The organism is Bradyrhizobium sp. JR4.3 (genome assembly GCF_040547695.1).
Taxonomy (GTDB): Bacteria; Pseudomonadota; Alphaproteobacteria; order Rhizobiales; family Xanthobacteraceae; genus Bradyrhizobium; species Bradyrhizobium canariense.
The window spans coordinates 202873-218266 of record NZ_JBEPQF010000005.1; the positions used below are offsets into that span (position 1 = coordinate 202873).

The 15394-nt window shown below is 56.5% G+C and carries 9 protein-coding genes and 4 pseudogenes; 8 read left to right on the forward strand and 5 right to left on the reverse strand.

Annotated elements, in window-relative coordinates; genetic code table 11:
- Window positions 1–429: 429 nt before the first annotated feature.
- Together ABIB91_RS11400 and ABIB91_RS11405 are read left to right on the forward strand one after the other, a co-directional pair.
- The gene (locus ABIB91_RS11400) at window positions 430–795 is read left to right on the forward strand and encodes a hypothetical protein (protein WP_354128996.1); all 366 of its coding nucleotides are present in this window, start codon (window positions 430–432) and stop codon (window positions 793–795) included.
- A 15-nt stretch (window positions 796–810) separates the two neighbouring features.
- Complete coding sequence (locus ABIB91_RS11405; RefSeq protein ID WP_279692399.1) at window positions 811–1209, forward strand: helix-turn-helix domain-containing protein; 399 nt, start codon at window positions 811–813, stop codon at window positions 1207–1209.
- A 403-nt stretch (window positions 1210–1612) separates the two neighbouring features.
- On the opposite strand, the gene ABIB91_RS11410 is transcribed toward ABIB91_RS11405, so the two are convergent.
- On the reverse strand, window positions 1613–1807 hold the full coding sequence (locus ABIB91_RS11410; RefSeq protein ID WP_354167927.1) for a hypothetical protein: 195 nt from the start codon (window positions 1805–1807) through the stop codon (window positions 1613–1615).
- A gap of 88 nt (window positions 1808–1895) precedes the next feature.
- Between ABIB91_RS11410 and ABIB91_RS11415 the strand changes: the two genes are divergently transcribed.
- On the forward strand, window positions 1896–2099 hold the full coding sequence (locus tag ABIB91_RS11415; RefSeq protein ID WP_354167930.1) for a hypothetical protein: 204 nt from the start codon (window positions 1896–1898) through the stop codon (window positions 2097–2099).
- 384 nt (window positions 2100–2483) lie between these two features.
- Here ABIB91_RS11415 and ABIB91_RS41695 read toward each other — a convergent pair.
- Window positions 2484–2662 (reverse strand): annotated as a pseudogene (locus tag ABIB91_RS41695) (outer membrane protein); the annotation flags it as partial.
- 11 nt (window positions 2663–2673) lie between these two features.
- Here ABIB91_RS41695 and ABIB91_RS11420 point away from each other — a divergent pair.
- Window positions 2674–2853: pseudogene (locus ABIB91_RS11420) on the forward strand (IS66 family transposase); the annotation flags it as partial.
- Between the two features lie 260 nt (window positions 2854–3113).
- A pseudogene (locus ABIB91_RS11425) lies at window positions 3114–3574 on the forward strand (YbgC/FadM family acyl-CoA thioesterase).
- Here ABIB91_RS11425 and ABIB91_RS11430 read toward each other — a convergent pair.
- The 3 genes and pseudogenes from ABIB91_RS11430 to ABIB91_RS11440 form a co-directional block, all read right to left on the reverse strand.
- The gene (locus ABIB91_RS11430) at window positions 3562–3951 is read right to left on the reverse strand and encodes a hypothetical protein (RefSeq protein WP_354167933.1); all 390 of its coding nucleotides are present in this window, start codon (window positions 3949–3951) and stop codon (window positions 3562–3564) included. The pseudogene ABIB91_RS11425 and the gene ABIB91_RS11430 sit on opposite strands and share 13 nt — an antisense overlap.
- A gap of 658 nt (window positions 3952–4609) precedes the next feature.
- On the reverse strand, window positions 4610–5002 hold the full coding sequence (speD, locus tag ABIB91_RS11435) for an adenosylmethionine decarboxylase (RefSeq protein ID WP_354128993.1): 393 nt from the start codon (window positions 5000–5002) through the stop codon (window positions 4610–4612).
- A gap of 50 nt (window positions 5003–5052) precedes the next feature.
- Window positions 5053–5531, reverse strand: a pseudogene (locus tag ABIB91_RS11440) (transposase); the annotation flags it as partial.
- Window positions 5532–6163: 632 nt separating this feature from the next.
- On the opposite strand from ABIB91_RS11440, the gene ABIB91_RS11445 reads away from it, so the two are divergent.
- The 3 genes from ABIB91_RS11445 to ABIB91_RS11455 all read left to right on the forward strand — a co-directional run bounded on the left by ABIB91_RS11445 (window position 6164) and on the right by ABIB91_RS11455 (window position 15234).
- Window positions 6164–6592 (forward strand): hypothetical protein, encoded by a 429-nt coding sequence (locus ABIB91_RS11445; protein WP_354128992.1) that lies wholly within the window; start codon window positions 6164–6166, stop codon window positions 6590–6592.
- Window positions 6593–7349: 757 nt separating this feature from the next.
- Window positions 7350–13814 (forward strand): non-ribosomal peptide synthetase, encoded by a 6465-nt coding sequence (locus tag ABIB91_RS11450; RefSeq protein WP_354167938.1) that lies wholly within the window; start codon window positions 7350–7352, stop codon window positions 13812–13814.
- On the forward strand, window positions 13807–15234 hold the full coding sequence (locus ABIB91_RS11455) for an MATE family efflux transporter (RefSeq protein ID WP_354167941.1): 1428 nt from the start codon (window positions 13807–13809) through the stop codon (window positions 15232–15234). The genes ABIB91_RS11450 and ABIB91_RS11455 overlap by 8 nt, the downstream gene beginning before the upstream one ends.
- Window positions 15235–15394: the final 160 nt, after the last annotated feature.

Consider the following 15394-nt stretch of genomic DNA (forward strand, 5'->3'; position numbering starts at 1 on the left):
CGCCCGCCAGGGCAAGCGAGTCGGTATTGGCTCCGCCGATTGTGTCTGCAGTGCCGAGAAGCGACTCATGATCTTCTTCTACAGGTTCTCTCAATTCATGGGCTCTCTTTTGTCCCGTTCTTGGTCTTTTCGATCATGCCGCGCCGGCTGTTGAAGGTCCGGTGTTAGAAGCGAAGCGAACGTTAGGATTCCGATTCCGTTGTAAATATATGACTATTGGTAAGTCCCGGCAGGACTGCGACCCAACGGTCATGAGCCCCGGAAAGTATCTTCGTTCGCCTGGTAAAATCCCTTATATTGAGGGCTTCCCCGGTCTTCACAGTTCCAGTTTGCGCGTTACAGTTGCATCACGCCGTCGACTACATTTATAGCTTCTTTTTCCAACATTCGCCTTGATTCGGGGTTGACAGAATATAAGGAATTCCATATATGCTTGTTTCATTCGAGGATCCCGGATTGGGAGACGCGGCTGATGAGTTGGAGCAGCTTGGGCACAATTTCGCTTGCGAGATCCTGCTCTACCTGCAGAAAGTCCACAGCGGATCGGTGGATAGCAGGGATCTGTTGCCCTTCTATACGTATAGGGGCGTCGAGATGTTCCATGCTTCCGCGGCGGCTAAGTTTGCGATCTTTGCTGTCGAAATTGATGATGATGGCGATGTGACGGTAACGCTAATGCTCGCGGCTGAGCATGGCGTGCTGATGTACGCTGGAGGGTCTTCCTGGAATGGCGGCGATTATAACGCTTTGAAGGCCGGAATACTGAATGCGCGAGCTTCAGTTTGGTTCGTATGAAGAGTGGAGGCTGCAATGGTCAAACTCAAAGTCGACAAAAGTCACAAACGTAGAGTGCGAGCCGTTGCTGAGGTTAGCAGTAAGGGGCGTGGTCGTTCGCTTGCTGATCTGGTCGAAAGAATCGAAAGAGCTGATGCAAGCCTTGCAGCTGAAAAGGAACTGTCGAGTGCGGCAATGCGTGCAGGCGAACTAGTTCGGGCCATGCGCAAGGATGCCAGATTCTCTCAGTCACAATTGGCGGATAAGTTGGGTATTAGCCAGGCTCGAATTAGCGAAATCGAATCGGGAGTCGGGACCCAGGGGCCAACTTGGGATCTGATGGAACGAATTTCGGTTGCATGCGGCAAGACGCTTGGCGTTGCTGCCTCTAGCGATGACCTAGAACTCGCGGCGCACATGCCAATGGCTGTGTAGTCTGCCGTCGATGAGAGCCTGAGATACATGGCGTACTCTTGGTGGGACGCTCTCAAAGACGTGCTCGGCGCCGCGAGTCCGGTATGTATCGCCGTGCCGTGGTTCAGAGATTTTTGGCTGCGCGCTCGCAGATCGAAACTCGAGCGAGTCGAGGCAACAGGACGGCTTGGCAGGCTGAAGGTGTCTGTCGAAGGTTCAATCCGTCAGAAAATTGAGTCCCCCAAGCTGGCCGACATAGTGTGGACCACACTTGGGCTAGTGTTAATGTTCATAAGCTTCTTGATTGCCATTATTCAAGGCCTCGCTGATCTCTTGGGCGGAACTTAATGCAGCGTTCCCCAATGAAGCGTGCGTTCAGAACACTGGTCGGCATCTGCGCGCGGTAGTTGTTGCGGCATGTTTCTCACCAAAGCCAGAACTGCGCTAAGCCGATGATAGCTCCGTGGGCCAGGCTGACGCGAACCTGCAACCAGAAGGCCGTGTGGTGTAGATCGCCAATCAGATGCGCCAGGAAGAACAGCGCTTCAGCTTTGGTGGCGACATTGAAGGCCGACGGGGAGGGGCGGTTTAACAGCACGGCGACCGCAGCATTAATCACGGCTACGATGTCATGCTAGTTGGTGCCTTGATAGTTACGGTCGAAACGGCCGCGCTGGATCGCGACGTCATCAAAATGATAGGTGGTTGTGACATCCCATCTCTTCATCAAACTCATGACCGTGATCGTTGCGGTGCGTCGTATAGCTGCACTGCACGAAATTCCGCGAAACGCACGCTTCCATCAGGCCATGATGGTCCTCGAAGGCTTTGCAAGGCGCCTCAAACGCGTCCTCGACAATGTATTTAAAACTGATGTCCGCCCATTTGTGGACGCTCTTAACGCAATCTAGCCAGGGCCTGCCGTTCGCAGGTCAGCGCCCAAGATCGAGGCGACCTGAGCTTTGGCGTTAGTCAGCAGCATCTCGTCCGCAATAGCGCCCACGATCTGGTGGCCGTCGGCATTCCAGGCCTGCGCCGTAACGTAGGTGTCAGCAACTACCGATCCGATCTTTCTGCGGTTGGATGCCCCGATGGCCTCGAAGTAACGCCCCACGACCCGGGGGCGAACGCAAGGTCTGTCCAAGGAGCTGGGCAAATCCCGAGGATGGCCAGCATGCCCGGCTTTGCGGTCTGCCGGAATGCATAAGACCGTTTATGGCTCCTGTACATGAGACCAACAGGTCAAAAAAAACGGCCCAATGGCCGGGCTTTCGATCCGTCGTTTGAACGATAGATCAGTATTTGAGAAGAATCGGACCGCCGAACTTATAGTTGAGCCGCGCAGTCATAACATCGAAATCCTGGCGGACGCGATCGCCGCCCAGTGAACCACCAGCAACGGTGAAGTTCACGTCGGCATCCGCATAAACAAGTGGTCGTATTCGACGCTCACCGACCAGTTCGGCGCGAAGCCGAATAGAGGCGCCGATCGCCAGCGAAGCGGTACGTCCTATAGAAATGCTCTTCGAGATCGAGCGCATTAACGGCCAAACGCCGGAGCAACGGCTTGCCGCGCGCCGTGAACAATCGCGGCCGCTCATTGCCGAGCTTGAAATCTGGATGCGCCAGCAGCGAGCGTTACTCTCCGCCAAGAACGATACCGCCAACTGCACTTATCTATGTGAATGGAAACGGCCACGTGGTCCCCAGCGGACTTCGCCTTGCGAGCGCCAGGGCCACGCCCTCCAATCCAGTGGCAAACAAGGTACCGCAAAGCAGTCGGGACTGTGCCGGGCCAGCTTATTGGCGATTGATGCCTCAGTGTCTATCTTGCCTCTCACAGTTGCATGGCGCGTGACCGTGGTACTTTTGGTCGCAAGGCCGCGCCATTGTGGGTCTACCAATGCGACTCTAGAGGGACCGATTTGCCCGACCTTGACGGCGAAATCCGGGACGGCGGGCACCACACGCAAGTCCGCGTTTATTTTGAGGACACAGATTTCAGCCAGATCGTATATCACGCGAACTATCTACGCTTCATGGAGCGCAGCCGAACGAACTACCTTCGGCTTCTGGGACAGATCATCGCAGATTGTTCGAGGCTAGCGGCGAGGAGCTGAGCGGCTTCGCCTTCGTGGTGCGTTCTATGAAACTGGACTTCTTCAAACCTGGCTATATGGATGACGTGATTGATGTGATCGCGGCTCCTGAGGAGGTGAAGCGGGCTTCGATCGCGCTGCACCAACAGTGCAGGCGTGGAGCCGACTTGCTAGTCGAGACGCGTGTGCGTGTGGCCTTCGTCTCGGCTGGCAAAGCTCAACGCATCCCCAAGAGCTCGAGGGATGCCACGGAAGCGAGCGTTAAGGGTGCTTCTCAGGCAGGCTGATTTTTGGCTGTGGTAAGACGCCCCCAAGGATCGGCGCAGCCAGCTGGAAAACGGCTTTTCGCGTCCGTCGCCTGTGCAATAAGGCGCGCAATTCCGTCCAGCGTTTGCCGGACGTTGATTTGGCGTGACAGCCGTTGATAGCGGGCGATCTTGGCGCCGTAAGGGATGCACTGCTCACACATGGCTTCCGCGCAGAGTCCAATTCCCGCAACCACCGATGCTTGGGATAGCAAGCCATACAGAGCCCCGGCCTCCGATGTTGGGATCTCGGTCGAGACCTTGGTCGTTCGAACTGCTTCATCAAAGTCGAGCGGCGGGATCGGAATTCCGTGGCTCGACAACTTGCTAGCTGTCGCGAACACGATCTCGCGGAGCAATCCTAGCCTGCCATCCGCGGTGCGGGTTGAGGCCCCGCTTATTGTTGCGCGTGCCGAACGACCAGACTCTAGATTCCCGACTTGACCTGATATCCCTACATCTGGTTGGCCTAAACCGTCGACGGAAAATTAGGTTCGGACCTGCTCGATGGACTGCCACATCGCAGGACGGACACTAGCGGACATGCAACGGCGCAGGTAGGTATGTCGCCCCTGGCCGAGTATGTGGATATCGCGCGTTGCCTTTGTCCAAACATGCCAGGCCTGGAAAGAAGATGGCCACTCGCCGGGAGACCATGCCTGAGGAAAACTCGAAACAGCCTGTAAACCAGCACTACGTGTCTACCTGCGCCAGTTCGCCAATGAGCATGGGAAGGCTCACCACATCTTCGATCGGCATCCAGCTCGGGACTGTATGGATCCCGACGCGCTCGAGGCGGCATTGCGCAAGATTTCGGTGAGTCGATCCTCGACGTTTCCTGGCTGACTCAGCTTGATGTTGTTATCGTTGGACATGGCATATCGCTCCTTCGGTGGAGAAGTGGAGGCCTCAAGCACCCCCACATGCCGCCTTCCCGATTCCCGCCGTCACCAACTTTCAGCGATAGCTCGCGGGCGGAAACATGACCAGCTATTCCAAGGAGATCGATCATCTGCTTCAATGCGTTGGCATGATCGACGCACCTCTCCGGAAGCTGCGAACGTCAGACCGTTCGGGCTGAAAGGCCTCAACTAGAATTGGCACGGCGCCCGCAGGATCGCTGTCGCCACATACGAAAACATCAGCGGCCGCGTAGGACCTCTCAGGCCAAGTATGCAAGGTAATGTGCGATTCAGCCAACAAGGCTATTGCGGAGACGCCGTGACCCGGACAAAACTTATGAACGTGAAGGTGGAGTAATGTCGCACTCGCCGCACGGATGGCTTTTCGAATTGCGTCTTCCGCAATGGCCGGGTCGTCGAGGTTCTTCGCTCCCCATAGTTCGATGAGTATATGCGTCGCACCGGTAGACAGAGCCGGTGGGGCGTCCTTCTCGTCATCAATAGTCATTAAGAAATCTCCATTGAATTATCGGCCCAATGAGCTGAGCTATTCGGGATTTAGGTGACGAGGTGATCAGGCGCTTGGCTTGCCGGCACTTGCATGCTCTCAATGACGCGTTGAATCCGAATTGCGACGACCTTGGGCCGATTTGTGCCTTTGAGCCGCCGCCAGGTCCTTGATGCGGCGATCACCAGCTTGAATACCATCAGCTTAGCGGTGGCTGGCGACAAGGAGGCCTTCGGCCGCACGGTCCTGTATCGCCCGCTGGCGAACACGCGCTCGATGCGTTTGGTGGTGCGCAAGTGATCCCAGTGTTCGGCAAGAAAATCGTAGAAGGCCGGCAGCGCTTCGCGATCCTTGACCAGGCATTCGACCGCCCGGCCGTACTTGGCGCAATCGGCGAAAACGTCGGTCGCCGCTTCGGCGGACGCTCGGTTCGCGCCCAGTAGACCTCGCGCAAATCCTTCCTCATGGGGGCCTGCACCGAGACTGAGAGCTTGTCCAGGACGTTCACGGTCTTGTGCACCCAGCCGCGGCATCGCCGACATTGGCCAAACTCGTTGTCATTGATGACGGCGCCCTCAATTGTTTTGCCAAGCCACACCTCCCTTGAGGGCGTGTGGCGCTGCGCGCCAAAGGCGTAACCGAGGCGACCGGCTCCGGTGACAAAGACGTTTGGACTCGCCTTGGGCTCAGTACTATGCCGGACGCGGCGAGGCGGGTATTTGTGCCGTCGGAGATAGCACTGCTGGCTTCGAGTTTGAGGCTAAGTACCCAGCTATTCTTCTGCCGGTCGTAGCCGATCTGGTCGCCTGCCAGAAAAACAGGAGTATCGCCGCCGCCATAGACTGACGGACCGCAGGGATTAGTGAAGGATTTTTGGCCGTAAGCACGGCCGGCGTGCCCGCCAATGTGTCCTCCGGACCAGGTCCACAGAGCCGATGGCAGTTGTACGTCCGCCGAATTGGCTGTGCCGCTTACGGTGATCGTTGTCGCTCCCCAAAAACGAACTCCAGATCGCATCAAACACTCCGCGGCGCTTTCCCGATCCACTACCGATCGAGCTGGCACCGGTGATGGCACCACGAATGAAGCAAGCAGCGTGCCGCTTGGAAGTGCGCGGTCCCCAGTTGCTTCGTACCGGGTGGGTACGTCACGTTGTGGACAATGGTCTTAAAGCTGACCGTCCGACAGTATGCTGCGCAGCAGGAAGCCCCTTTCCCGCTGCGGCAGCAGAAGGACACTTTTGTTGCCTTGGACGGATTTTCGATCAATCGAGACACATGCCGTAACGGCGAAAGCCAATGGATATCGTCGGCGAGCGGAGCCGGTTTGGAGCTGGACAGTTCTACCCACACAGGATCGCACGGCTACGCCGCGGTCATCGAAATCCGGCTCGTGGGAAAAACCGTCACGAGGGATCATCACGCAACGCGGCAGGCGCAGGAAAGGCTCATCATCAGCGTCTTCCAGCTTACCACGAATACGAGGACGGTAATAACAGTCTGGCTCCGGCTTCGCCGTAGTGCTAAGCGGCTTGGTCGCAACATTATTCGTATCGGTTCTGCTGTAGGCGCCGAGACGAAGCTTCTGTGACGCGCGAAGAGAACTGCCGAGCATGCATGTCGTGGAGGGTAAGCGAAGGCGCTACGCGCAATTCGATTCCGGTTCGGAAAGCCGTATCGGAACGCCCTTTGGCCTAGACTGGACGTCGCCTGCGGGTCCGCAGCAAACGTTTCTGAGTGAATTGTCGTTTGCACCAAGGCGGACGACTGCGAACATCAACGGATTAAGGAGCTCGCGGCGGATGATTCTGCACGCCTACGAGTCGTTAGGCTGCCCCTTAGCCATCTCGTGATAGCCACGAGCATCAAAATGTTTGAACGCTTAACGACTGTCCTTCAACGGCTATGGCAAACAACGCCGGCCTCGTTGAAAACGGTAACACACCTCTGTGTTCGTTCTTGCACAATCGATGTCATCGCTTAGGCGCCGCAGGCGACCTGCAGTCTGGCGAGCGCCAAGTCCACTTTGATGAGGAAAGCACAAATGCAAGAAACCACAAGCCGGAACGAGTCTCTGAGCGCGTTGGTTGCGAGTGCCATGCAGACTATCGCGTGTCTACTACAAGAACCCGGAGATGCCAACGCCAACTTGAGGCGCTAGCGTCCGGTCGTGTTCCCTGCCGATCATCGAGGAAATCGAAGCGAACGCAAAGGACGAGAAGCTGAGAATGGGAGAAACGACACACTATGACTGGCAGAACCAGGGCGGCTACGCAATGCACACCTCAATCAGGATCCCCGGTGTTCTGATTTGAGGGCCGCAGACGGCGACGAATGGCGAGACGCGTATGCCCACGGAAGATCGATCAGGCAAAAATCAGCTTGTGGAACGTCAGCCGGTCGACGCGATCACGGCGATCGATCGCCTTGCAAGATCGGATCCGGAGAGGGTTGCGCTGAGGTACGGCGCAGACGAACTTACGTACAAGGCGCTGCGAGTAAGATCGGAATCCCTCGCGAGGACGTTACGAGAGCGGTGCGCTCGCGGCACAGTGATTGGCTATTGGGGTGAGCGGGACCTCGACTGGGCGACGGCGGTAGTCGCAATTTTGAAGGCTGGATCAACGTACCTGCCGCTCGATCCATCGTTACCGGCTCCGCGTACATCATTCATGATCGAGCAGAGTCGCTGTGCTCTGATTATGGGGCCAGGCCAGCTGGATTCGGTCAGCCCAATCCGGGCGAGCAGCAAAGGCGCCACGCAATTCATGACGATAGAGGCGGCGCTGCGCGAGGGCCAGACTTCGTCTGTTGTGCCATCATGGAGCAAGGATGGACTCGCTTACATTCTGTTTACCTCTGGTTCAACGGGCCGTCCTAAGGGGGCAATGATCGAACGTGCAGCCCTAAACAATCATCTGGCGGCAAAGATTGATGCCCTGACCCTCACTCGGACGGATTGCATCGCGCAGACGGCATCGCACTGCTTTGACATCTCGTTATGGCAGCTTTTGGCGGGGCTTTGCGTCGGAGGCTGTACCGCGCTCATTGATGATGCGACACTGAAATCGCCAGTGTCGCTTCTCAAAGCGATTCAGGGACACGGCGTGACGGTAGTTCAATTCGTTCCGTCGATGCTTGCAGTATTTGTTGAATATTTGCAGCCGCTTGCGGCGGCTGATCGAGCTCTGGACGGTTTGCGGATTATTTCGACGGTCGGAGAACCTTTGACACCCGCACTGGCGCGCGCGTGGCTTGCCTTATATCCGCGGGTCCCCATTCTCAACCACTACGGGCCGACCGAGTGCGCGGACGGCGTCACGCATCATCTGGTTTCCGCGCCGCCTGCGCTGGCTGACGCTTATGTGCCGATCGGCAAGCCGATTTCTAATCTTGAGGTTTATATCGCCGACGGGCCCCGGCTGTGCAAGGCGGGAGAGGTCGGTGAAATCTGCGTTAGCGGCGTTGGCGTCGCTGCTGGTTACGTCAATGACGACGTCCGCACCAAGGATGCCTTTGGGCCAAACTGGTTCTCAAACGTTCCGTCCTTCCAGCGCCTATACAGGACGGGCGATCTCGGGCGCGTTCGTTCCGATGGTCTTTTGGAATGTCTCGGTCGACGGGACCGTCAGGTCAAAATCCGCGGACACAGAATTGAGCTAGGAGAAATCGAGGCTCGCCTCTCCGCTCATCATTCGGTGCGTGGCGCCGTCGCGGTCGCGTCCGTCTGCGCAGGCGTAAAGCTTATGGCGAGAGACATAACCAGGGCCGAGGGGGAAAGCGGGACGAGACGACTCATCTCGTATGTGTCCGCTCCAGCTGAGGTAACGGAAGGCGAGCTTCAGCACTTCCTTGCTGAAGCGCTGCCAATCTACATGCTCCCAGACAGAATCATCCACGTCGACGGTATTCCACTGACCAGTAATGGAAAGGTCGATTTTGGAGCTTTGCCCGACCCGACCAGTCTTCGCCCTCCATTGCCGACGCCATTCGAGGAGCCGCAAACCGACCTCGAAGCCCAGCTGTGCCAAATTTGGTCCGGTGTTCTGCGCATTGAGAACATTGGTGTGAATGATCAGTTCATAAGCCTGGGCGGAGACTCGCTCCGGGCAATGCTCATATTAGGCCGTTTGCAGACCCAGCTCGGAGTGAGAACGGATTTCAGGCTGGTCCTGAATGGAACGATCCGATCTCTTGCGGCTTCGATCTCGGCGCGAGCAGAATCTAGGCCGTGCACAGCACCGGCTGGCGGAAAGCTTACACGATCGCCTCTGACGCGAGTTCAAGAGCACCTGTGGTTTCTTTCGCAGCTCGATCCGTCTGCCAGGAACTACGTCATTCAGGGCGGCCTGCGAATGCGGGGCATCATCGATCTGGCCGCGTTCAATCGCGCCTGGATCGATGTCGTTCATTCCCATCAGGCACTTTCGGCACGCTTTATCGACGAGGACGGTCCGGTTCAGCTTTTTGATGCTCCGCATTGCGCAAGTCTCGAATTGACTGATGCATCTCATCTCACGTCGCAGGGGGCTGAGAAGCTGATCGCAGAGCTAAGGCGAACAGAGCTGAACGGCAGCTTTGATCTCAGCCAAGGTCATCTCTTTCGCGCGCGTATGATCAGTTTTGGCCCTGACAACCATCTCATACTGATCACCGCTCACGAAATTATCATCGATGCCTGGTCGATCTCTGTTCTGCTCAGGGACCTTCGACAAAGGTACGTCGATGCCGCGGCGTTTCTGCCAGAGAACCGAGTGTCACTCTCGACCTACGCGGTCTGGGAAACACAACACGCTACTCCGGAGGCGCTTGCCAACCAATGTAGCTATTGGCGTCGTCAGATTGGTGATGATCCGCCGGTGCTTTCGCTTGGAACGGCACGGGCGCGGCCGCAGACAAATTCGTCTCGCGGCGCATCGCATGCGGTGCTACTTGGCAGCGATCTATCCCATCAGATAAGGGAGTTTGCGCGCCGACATAGGTGCACCACGTCGACAGCACTCCTCGCATGTTTTAAGCTTCTGCTGCGGATGTATAGCGGTCAGGATGATATCATCGTTGGCATACCGCACGTCGTACGGGATCAACCTGGCAGTGCCGAAATTGTTGGTTTCTTCCTGAACATGCTGCCAATCCGCACCGCGATCGATGTGGGCCAGTCCTTTGCGGTTCATGCCTTGCGCATCCAGGCTGTGGTCAGCGATGCCATCGCAAATTCGGCATATCCGTTCGGCTGGATAGTAAGGGATACCAGGCTACATCGCGAAGCGGGACAATCACCGATCTTCCAGGTTATGTTCAACATGTACTCCGAGGCGGCGGAGCCACGTGGCCAACATGAGTTGGATCTGACATTCCGCGAATTCGAGACCGGCTACGTAAAATTCGATCTGACATTGTACGCACAAGATCAGGGCGAGGAAATTGCCCTCCAGCTAGCGTACGCGGAAGACATATTTTCCAGTGATCTGATTATCCGCATGGCCGACAATCTGCGCCGTCTGATTGCAGCGTGCATTGAGAAGCCGCTTACGCCCATTCAAGATCTGAGCTGCCTCAGTGAGTCAGACGTCACTATGCTGGACGCGCTAGAGGGCTCGGCGCAGTCATATGAGACCGAATGTCCGCTTGTCCGAGCGTTCGAGCAAATCAGCGTCTCTAATCGCAGCGAGGTGGCGTATTGTGGTGATTTCGGTGAGATCACATTCGGCCAGTTGCGTGAGCGCGTAACAGCTATCAGGTCGTTACTGCAGACTTCTGACGTGGGGGCTGGCGACATGGTCGCCGTGCTGGTCGACCGGTCGCCTGACGTTGCCGCTGTTATTCTTGCCGCACGAGCTTTGCAGTCCATTGTTGTCCCTATATCGCCGGATTATCCGCGTGATCGGATCGAACATATCCTGCGAGATAGTCAAGCAAAGCTTTTGGTTCACGCAAATACCTCTGAGCCTGCTTTTGGAGTGACGTCGAGATGTTTATTGACTCTAGAAGCGTGCGGCGCGCCCGCGCGCGATTTTGAGTGCAGCGACAAACCACCAGATCAGGGAATTGCGAGCCTTATATACACTTCGTCCTCAACCGGGAAGGCGAAGGGAGTTCTTATACCGGAATCGGCAATTCTCAATCGACTGAACTGGATGTGGCGACGCTTTCCGTTCGATAGTACCGACGTGATGGTTGTCCAGAAGTCCGCATCAATTGTTGCGTCCGCTTGGGAGTACTTTGGCGGCCTTTTGAGAGGCGTGCCCGCGCTGATCCTAACCCAAGAGCAGTTGCTGGATCCAGATCTGTTGTTGTGCACGTTGGCGAGACATCGCGTGACACACTTGTTTGCCTCGCCGCCACTCCTGTCCGGACTCATTGCTTCCCAAGAACGGCGCTCGCGACCGACCGCCTTGCGCTTGGTCACAAGCAGCGCCGAACCGATGCCGTCCTCGCTCCCTGTTCGCTGGCGTGAGTATTTCCCGGACGTGCCGTTGTGGAACTTCTATGGTGCTACGGAATGTGCATCCAATGCGGCAGTCTACGAAACATCGGATGCCTGCGACGGCACGTCGCACGTCCCCGTTGGACGCCCAATCGATAACGTCAAACTCTACGTGCTCGATGCCCAGTTGAAGAGAGTCCCGGTCGGAGCCGCCGGCGAACTCTGCATCGCGGGACGCTGCGTGAGCGCTGGGTACTGGCGGGATCAAGATCGGACCAACCGCTGTTTCGTGCCGAATCCGTACGACGGCGGGCAATACGGCGTTCTTTATCGAAGTGGCGATATCGCGCGCATCTCAACAAACGGCCTTCTCGAGATTTGCGGCCGATCGGACAACCAGATCAAAGTACGGGGCTTTCGCATCGAGCTGGAGGAGGTCGAAGCGGCCCTTGAGTCTCATCCGGCAATCGCAAAGGCCGCGGTCGTCGCAGAAGATATCGATGACCATCGTCGCTTGACGGCCAGCTTGGTTCCGGCTCGCGACGGTCTAAGCTCTGCAGATATTGTCACCTATTTGCGCCACACATTGCCATCCTACATGGTTCCAGCCGCCTTTCGTTTGGTTGATAGTATCCCCCTTACGGCGAGCGGAAAGATAGATCGTGCTCGCCTGTCGTCCGTTCCTTACTGCGAGGTCGGGCCTGTTCCATCTGCTGAGCTCTGCACGAGGAAGGAGCGTATTCTTGCTGGAATCTGGCAGGATCTATTAGGCGCCAAGTGGGTCGGACTCGATCAAAACTTCTTTGATATCGGCGGCGACTCTCTTCTGAGTGTGCGCTGCGTCACGCTGGCGCGCAAAGTCGGGCTGAATCTCACTGTCGACCAACTCTATCGAACACCGACCATCAGGGAATTGGCGACAGACGGAGCGGCAGTTACACTCGATACCTTCCTTTCCGGGGATGGCTCATTGCCAGTTACCCCCGCAATCTCATCTTGGAACCGTCTTGTCGGCTTCGATGAGCATTTCAACATCGGCGATCTGTTCTTCTTGCCCGGCGCCATCCTGAATATCCGAATGCTGGAACGTGCTCTTGCCCATGTCATGGATAGGCACGAAGGCCTCAGACTCCGTATTGCGCGAACCGCCGATGGTCTACGTCTGACAATCGAGCCTTCCGTGGCCGAACGCCTCGTGGAGGAGATCGATCTTGTCGGAATGACCGACCCACAGCAGCGTAAGGCAATCGAGAGCATCTCAGCAAGACGTCAGCACATGTTTCGGTTTGACGGCCAGACGCCTCTTGTTAACGTCACGGTGTTCCGCACATCGGAAAGCGGCGATTACTATCTGCTGGTCCTGATGCATCATTCTGTAGCGGACGGGATAGGCTATCGACTGTTCCTGGAAGCATTGGATGCGGCGTACGCCCTTGCCTCAGGCCACGCCGTGAGTGGTCCCGAGAACATACAAATGCTCTCTGCATGGTTGAAGCGCCTTGAGCACTACGCGAACAGCGAAGCGCCAGCCGAACTCAACTACTGGGAGAGGATTGACTACCATCAGTTCAATTTGCACGTCAGCGCCACCTCATCGGGCGGCGCGAGCGTTTCGAAAGTGACCGCGAGAGAGCTTCACTATGCACGCCTTGAAGGTCGCATGGATGAAGCGAATTGCCGATCCCTTTGGGAAGATCAGGGCAAGTACCTTCTTGAGATTGACGAAGAAGCGACAGCTGATCTCCTCAATATTTCAGCCAGATTGGCGCATTGTCAGGACTTTGATGTGTTTCTTGCCGCCATTTCTGGCGCCTTTGGACGCGTTTTCGGCAACTATTCGCTCTGGATTGATAGCCTTACCTCAACCCGAGGTCGGCTGTTTGACGATCTCGATCCATCTCAGATCATCGGCCATATCAGCGAGCTCGTTCCGCTTCCCTTGAGTCTCACCGGAACGGAGCCCCGTCCCGATCGTGCTCGTTCAATATACCGCCAGCGCAATGCCCTGCCGCGCGGAGGAATAGGCTTTCGGGCCATGAAATTCCTAAACCGAGATCCAGCCGTGCGGAGCCGGATCGATCGCCTGCCCTTACCCAGGATTGGATTGAATTATCGAGCGGGTTTGCAGCGCCATTTTCCACGCCGTCTCCTAGCCAAGGATCCTTCTCCACTTTGGATCGGCGAAGACATGGATGAAGGGGCCGTGATTCACCTCTTCTGGTTCGATGTCGGATATCAAGCCGGCCATCTACAGATCGAAACGAGGTATGATCCAACCCAGGTCGGTTATGAGGTGACCCGTAATCTTTGCATGGTGTTGCAACAGGAGCTGTTGCAGACGATCAGCGAATTCGGAAGAGCTGGGGACACCTTCATCCATGAATGAGCCGGATGCGAAATTCGCCGTCGAGAGCGATCGCGATGTGATGCCAAAGAAAAAGCAGCACATCGATCTATCGGATCCCAATCTCTCGAGCCTTATCCTGCGGCTCGCCATTCCGTCTGTTGTTGGCTTATCGATCCACGCGTTACAGCAGGTCGTCAACGCGATCTTTGTTGGCGCACTTGGCGCGCAGGCGATCGCAGCTGTCAGCATGACCTTGCCGATCGTGGTCCTGCTCGCGGCAGCCGGACAGGGGATCGGTGTTGGAACAGCGTCGTTCATATCTCGTCATCTTGGCGCTGGTGAGTACCTGGAGGCGAGTCGAGGCGCGAGTACTGCACTCGCGCTCGCCGCCCCGATCGGTATCATTGTTACCGTCGCTCTGCTTCTAAACCTGCGAGGGATCTTCGTAACGCTCGGGGCAAGTCCAACCATCATGCCCGTGGCGCTCGACTACGCGGCGACGCTTTTGTTCGGGTACACCCTGATGCTTCTAAACATTGTCAACGGCTTCATCGTCAGAGCCGAAGGCAACACACGATTCAGCATGTGGACGATGATTACAGCCTTCATACTGAACGCTGTGCTTGATCCCGTCTTCATATTCTTGCTGGACTTCGGTGTGCGAGGCGCAGCCCTCGCGACGCTGGTATCTCAAATCGCTGCTATTAGCCTCTATATCGCGTATTTTGCGAAGCTTCGCGGGATAGTCCTCATCGGGATAGCTCACATCTCGTTGCGAGCAGATCGCATCAGACAGCTCGCGTTCATAGGGGCGCCGTCGACCATGACCAGTATTTTATCTGCTATTGCCGTTATGCTCTTGTACGGAGCTGCTGCGCCGTTCGGCGACGATTCCATCGCGGCCGTGGGAATAGCAGTGCGAATCATGACGATGGGTGCACTGCCTATCACCGGCTTCTGCATAGGCTCTCAAGCTGTCCTGGGTTTCGCTTGGGGCGCACGCGACTTTGCTCGTGTATTGAAGGCTGCGAAGTTCATGCTCTCCATGACTGTCGCTCTTTCCGTTGCGTATTCTGTGGCCGTTGTGACTTTTGCGCGGCCTTTGGTCAGACTGTTCAGCGATAGCGATAAGGTCACGGAAATCGCCGTCTCGACCTGCATCGTCTTCCATCTCTTTTTTGGATTTTTTGGTGTTGAGAGTTTCGTTGCGACGATGCTTCAGTCGTTCGGGAGAGCGCGCCTCAGTGCGGTTGTGTCCTTGGCAAGGCAGGGCTATCTCTTCATACCGGCCGTACTGTTATTCCCGGTCATATCGGGTTTCAACGGACTGTTGGCCAGTCAAGCAATCGCTGAGCTGGGCGCCGGAATGATCGCGCTGTTTGTCACGTTCCACCAGTTCGCTGAGTTCAGACGAGCGCTCCGGCATCCTACTTCAAGAGCGATCGAGATCGCGGGTTGACCTGACAAGGGACATCATCGGAGCTCAGAGCATTAGGCCTACATAGGGGAGGTGTTGCGCTCCAAGAAAGTTGTTATTCGGCTTACAATATTGGCTCTGACTAACGTTTGATGCAGTTTGGGGGTGCGTGGAGCTTTGATTGGAGGCATGCAGCAAGCAC

Coding starts and splice junctions, on each gene's coding strand:
- ABIB91_RS11450 (WP_354167938.1), top strand. CDS start 7,350: ATGCCCACGGAAGATCGATCAGGCAAAAATCAGCTTGTGGAACGTCAG.
- ABIB91_RS11400 (WP_354128996.1), top strand. CDS start 430: ATGCTTGTTTCATTCGAGGATCCCGGATTGGGAGACGCGGCTGATGAG.
- ABIB91_RS11405 (WP_279692399.1), top strand. CDS start 811: ATGGTCAAACTCAAAGTCGACAAAAGTCACAAACGTAGAGTGCGAGCC.
- ABIB91_RS11455 (WP_354167941.1), top strand. CDS start 13,807: ATGAATGAGCCGGATGCGAAATTCGCCGTCGAGAGCGATCGCGATGTG.
- speD (WP_354128993.1), bottom strand. CDS start 5,002: ATGACTATTGATGACGAGAAGGACGCCCCACCGGCTCTGTCTACCGGT.
- ABIB91_RS11445 (WP_354128992.1), top strand. CDS start 6,164: ATGGTCTTAAAGCTGACCGTCCGACAGTATGCTGCGCAGCAGGAAGCC.